General features: G+C 65.4%; 3 protein-coding genes and 1 riboswitch. Of the genes, 2 read left to right on the top strand and 1 reads right to left on the bottom strand.

All coding sequences use genetic code 11. From position 1 onward, the window contains the following. Nucleotides 1-740, top strand: a 740-nt coding sequence (locus O2807_12970) for a hypothetical protein (GenBank protein MDA1001411.1), incomplete at its 5' end; no start/stop codon positions are given. 363 nt (nt 741-1,103) lie between these two features. On the opposite strand, the gene O2807_12965 is transcribed toward O2807_12970, so the two are convergent. After that, nucleotides 1,104-2,966, bottom strand: a complete 1,863-nt coding sequence (locus O2807_12965; protein MDA1001410.1) for a tetratricopeptide repeat protein — start codon at nt 2,964-2,966, stop codon at nt 1,104-1,106. Nucleotides 2,967-3,110: 144 nt separating this feature from the next. Further along, a riboswitch (TPP riboswitch) is annotated at nt 3,111-3,202 on the top strand. 114 nt (nt 3,203-3,316) lie between these two features. Here O2807_12965 and O2807_12960 point away from each other — a divergent pair. Then, the coding region (locus O2807_12960; GenBank protein ID MDA1001409.1) for a phosphomethylpyrimidine synthase ThiC at nt 3,317-4,142 on the top strand (826 nt) is incomplete at its 3' end.

Below are 4,142 nucleotides of genomic sequence, written 5' to 3'. Positions count from 1 at the left end.
GCCTCGCCGATTCCTTCATCAAGGAGGGCGTCGAGATCATCCGCCGCGGGGGGCGCACCCGCCGTGTCTTCGAGGAGCGCCATGAGATCGTCGTCTGCAGGAACAGCCGCTTCGGCTTCATCGGCCGGGGCCGCCTCACCCGCCGACTGCTCTGCCATCGCTTCCCCCCACAGATCATCGAGGGCGGCGTCATCGCCCGAAGAAGACTCCGCCGCCGCAGGCTCTTCCTGCGTGGGCGCTTCCGCCGCTGCATCCAGAAGAGCAGCCAGATCGTCTTCGGCAACAGCTTCTGCCTGTGCCGGGGCCGCCTCGCCGATTCCTTCATCAAGGAGGGCGTCGAGATCATCCGCCGCGGGGGGCGCACCCGCCGTGTCTTCGAGGAGCGTCATGAGATCGTCGTCCGCAGGAACAGCCGCTTCGGCTTCATCGGCCGGGGCCGCCGCTCCCGTTTCTTCTGCCTCCGCAAATTCCAGTTCGCCCAAGAGCCCATCGTCTTCGCTGATCTCTGCCAAGGCCTCTGTGGTTTTTTCCGCCGTGGATTCCGTCTCTGGCGGCATCTCTTCACCCAAAAGGGATTCGAGTTCGAAATCATCGGCGACGGCAGCGGGCGGCGAAGCGGATTCCCCGGGCAGATCCATATCGAGAGTGGCCGCTCCGCCTGTTTCGTGCGCCACATTGAGGACTGCTTCGGCAGATCCGGCAGAGAGTTCACCCGAAACTTCGGAGCGAGGTGGCGATGAGATTTCGGGCAGAGTGGGCGGTTCGCCAAGCTGGATAAAAGAAATCAGCTCGGCGTCGCGGGAGGCGCCGTAGAATTTGGGGACAGGCGCAAGGTTGAGCGGGGAAATCGTCAGCCCGCCCTTGTGCCGCCGCGGCTTTCGGGGATGAAAATGCGCCAGAGGCGGGGGAAGATTTTTCCCGCACTTGGGGCACTTCCCCGCTCTATCAAAAGTCACATACCCGCATTTCGTGCACCGCACGGGAAACGCTCCTCATACGTGGGCGGCGATACCCGTAACCGAAATATTATAGGGGAAAACTCTAAAACCGCAATAACTTCCGAGAGATAGAATGACTGATTGAATATCCGCCTTACGGCCCCCCTAGGGAGCGGGCCGCAGCCCGAGGGCCCGCGCCAGGGCGGGATGAATCTGGATTCCCAGCCGCATCGCCTCCAGCGCGTGGCCCTGGGCGCCCTTCCGGTCCCCCTCCATCATGAGGGCCACCGCCAGATTGTGGTGCACATCGCCCCGCTCGGGCGCCACGGCGAGCGCCGCCCGGAATTGCGCCACCGCCGCCCTTCTCCTCCCCTCCCGCAGATAGAGGGTCCCCAGATTGAAGCGGGCCTCGACCAAATGCGGCGCAAGCTCCACAGCCCGCACCAGATGAACCCGCCCCGAGGCCAGGCGGCCCGAGCCGATGTACAGCACCCCCAGGGCCAGATGCCCCTCTGGAGACCCGGCGTTGAGTTCGAGCCCCCGGGTCAGCGAGACTTCCGCCTCCTGGAGACGCCGGGTCCGCATCTGGGCGATGCCCAGATCGACCCAGGCGGGGTCGTACTTCGGGAAAATGCGCACCGCCTTTTCGAGCGGGGCGATGGCCTGCTCGAATTTTCCACTCCGGGCCAGTGCCTGCCCGTAGAGCCGGAGAGAGCGCGCGCTCCGGGGAGAGATCGAAACGGCACTCTCCCAGAGCTGGACTTCTCCACTCCAGTCCCCGTTCCGCCGCCAGGTCCGCTCGGCATAGAGCGCGGCCAGCAGCACGAGGAGCGGAAGGGCCAGGCGCGCATCCCACCGCGCGAGCGCCTGCGCCGCCAGCGGAACAAACGCGATCAAAAATCCCGCCGAGGGGAGATAGAGAAGGCGCTCGGCCATGATCGTCCCGATGGGCATCGGCAGATTGCTCACCGGGAGATAGCCGGCGAGGAAGATCGCCAGCCCCAGCGCCAGACAAGGGTGCGTCCCGCGCCACCGCCATGCCGCCCACCCCCAGCCCGGCAGGCAGAGCGCGCCGAGCACTGCCCAGTAGGTCAGATCCTTCGGGAGAACCTGGGCGTAGGAATAATCGATCGTGAGCGGCCGGGGCCAGACGAGCAGCTGGAAATATCGGCCCAGGACGCCAAAGGCTCCCACAATCCGCTCCCCGAGAGCCGCGTGCGCCAGCGGATTGTCCAGCAGCGAGGCCCGCACCGGCCGCACGAGCATCCCCAGCGCCGAATACCGCACCCCCACATAGGCGATCGAAAGAACCGCCAGGGAAACGAGAAGCCAAAGAAAAAACTTTTTATCGGCCAGCGCCGAGGGCGCGCCCGTGGAACGGGTCCAGAGCCACCAGATGGCGCCCCAGATGAGAAGCGCCACCCCGATCTCCTTTGCGAGGATGGCCAGGACAAAAAAAACGCACACCCCCGCCGCGAGGCGGAGCGGACTTTCCCCATCTCTCAGCTTGATTCCGCACGCAAGGGCGCACCCCCCGAACACCCCGATGGCGGCCAGCAGATCCCCCCTGCCCACGACGGCGTTCACCGCCTCGGTGTGCACCGGATGAAGGACGAACAAAAGCGCGATGGCGCCCGACATCCCCGCCCCCAGCCCGAAGCGCGCGCAGAGCCAGAAGAGCACCATGCTCGCCAGCACGTGGAGCGCGATGTTCACCACCCGGTAGCCCCGCGGGTCGTTCCCGCCGAGTGCGTGGTTCGCGATGAGCGAAAGGGTGGTAAGCGGCCGGTAGAGGCGGTCGCGCTTCTCCTCCCCCTTCCGCATCCCCCAGTAGTCGGTGGTGAGGGCTTCGAGGGCGCGGCCCTTTTTCTGAACAATGGGGTTTTCCGTGATGACCGTCAGATCGTCGTGAACGAAGGGGTAAGAGAGCGTCCCGCCGAAGACGAGGACCGCCCCGATCAGCACCACCGCCCCCCAGGTCCAGAAGGCCCGGCGGGAGACCGGATTTTCGGCAGCGTGCGATGACATGGCCGTGCGCCTCATCCCCGGGCGGGGAGCCGGCAAGGGGCGGAAAAACAACGTTCCCCAATATACCCGATTCGCGCCGCCCATGCGTGCGCCACAGGTCCGAAATTGCCTTTGACCGCGGTGCCCCTCCCCTGATAGTGTTTTTTCTTACGCTGGGGGTGCCGCTACCGGCTGAGAGCAAACCCCTTGAACCTGATCCGGATTGTACCGGCGTAGGGAAGCAGGAACCGCCTGGAACCACCCCTCGTTTCCCCACTCCCCCAGCGACGCGGCCGATCGCGCGCGAAGTTTCGCCGCGCCGATCGCGCGGGACAATGCGAATACCCCTCTGATCCGAAGGAGTCAGTTCGATGGCCGGCGAAAATGGAAAAACCAACGGAGCCCCGCTCCCCCTCTTTGAAAACGGAAAAGCGAACGGAAACGGCAAGGCGGCGGAGACCCCCTTCCCGCGCTCGAAGAAAATCTACGCCGAGGGTCCCCAGGGCATCCGCGTCCCGATGCGCGAGATCGGCCTCTCGGGCGGCGAGCCCGCCCTCCGCGTCTACGACACGAGCGGCCCCCAGGGCCACGACGTGCGCGAAGGCCTGCCCGCCCTGCGGAGCGGGTGGATCCGGGCGCGCGGCGAATACGCGGAGAGCCTCCCCTCCTACAAGCCCGTCCCCGGCCACAGCGACCCGGACATCCCGCTGCCGCCGCCGAGAAAAGTGCTTAGGGGGAAAAGCAACGTCACCCAGATGCACTACGCCAAAAAGGGTGGAATCACCCCCGAGATGGAGTTCATCGCCCTGCGCGAGGGCCTCAAGCCCGAGTACGTGCGCGATGAGGTGGCCCGCGGCCGCGCCATCATCCCGGCGAACATCAACCACCCCGAGAGCGAGCCGATGATCATCGGGCGGAACTTCCTCGTCAAGATCAACTCGAACATCGGCAACTCCGCCGTCTCGAGCACCATCGAGGAAGAGGTCGAGAAGATGCGCTGGTCGATCCTCTGGGGCGCGGACACCGTGATGGATCTTTCGACGGGAAAAAACATCCACGAAACGCGGGAGTGGATACTGCGCAACTCCCCCGTCCCGATCGGCACGGTGCCGATCTACCAGGCCTTGGAGAAAGTGGAGGGAATCGCCGAGGACCTGAGCTGGGAAGTCTTCCGCGACACACTGATCGAGCAGGCCG

Source organism: bacterium, from assembly GCA_027622355.1.
Classification (GTDB): Bacteria; UBA8248; UBA8248; order UBA8248; family UBA8248; genus JAQBZT01.
This window is presented reverse-complemented; position numbering and strand designations above follow the sequence as displayed.